Source organism: Shigella sp. FC1661, assembly GCF_001712525.1.
Lineage (GTDB): Bacteria > Pseudomonadota > Gammaproteobacteria > Enterobacterales > Enterobacteriaceae > Escherichia > Escherichia coli.
In genome coordinates this window covers 1-577 of the sequence record NZ_MDGW01000446.1, presented here as the reverse complement: position 1 = coordinate 577, position 577 = coordinate 1, and the positions used below count along the sequence as shown (strand labels likewise).

At 30.5% G+C, this 577-nt stretch carries 1 protein-coding gene; it reads left to right on the top strand.

Features of this window, described 5'->3' with window-relative positions:
* The coding region (locus BFF42_RS26840; RefSeq protein WP_216080635.1) for an acyltransferase family protein at positions 1 to 483 on the top strand (483 nt) is incomplete at its 5' end.
* Between the last annotated feature and the right edge of the window lie 94 nt (positions 484 to 577).

Here is a 577-nt window from a genome sequence, read left to right as displayed (position 1 = left end):
TTTTTTGAATCTAATGTACTAGATAAATTATTTAACCTTACATTTATACATCGAAACTTTTTGTTCTTGGGTTTTCCATTTTTCTTTGTAGGTTTTTTAATCAGAATGAGAAAGCTAAGTTTCTTATCTGATAACGCACTTTTTATCTCTATTCTAGGTACACTTTTATTAGTTATTGAAAGCTACTTTAACTTTGTTAATCCATATAACGACGGTGGTTTTGATAATTATTTTTCTTTGATTTTTATTTGTCCAAGCATCTTTATTCTCTTGTTAAACTCAAATATAACAACAGATAATAAGAACATAGCATTAGTTTCAACAGGCATTTACTTTATTCACCCGTTTTGTATGTCAGTGTTAGGAAAGCTAGGTTTTGATGCAGGAACAACGTTCACTTTGATGGCTTTAGCCTTGTCGTTTTTTGCGTCTGTGGTTTTAATAAAGGTAAAAGATAGGTTTAAGGTTAAGTTTATTATTTAAAATTATTTACCATCAACTTCGTTGTGCGTAGGTGGTCGATTTACCATAACGGCACTTAGTGCGAAGTACAGTGTTTCGGTAGAACAATGATTTT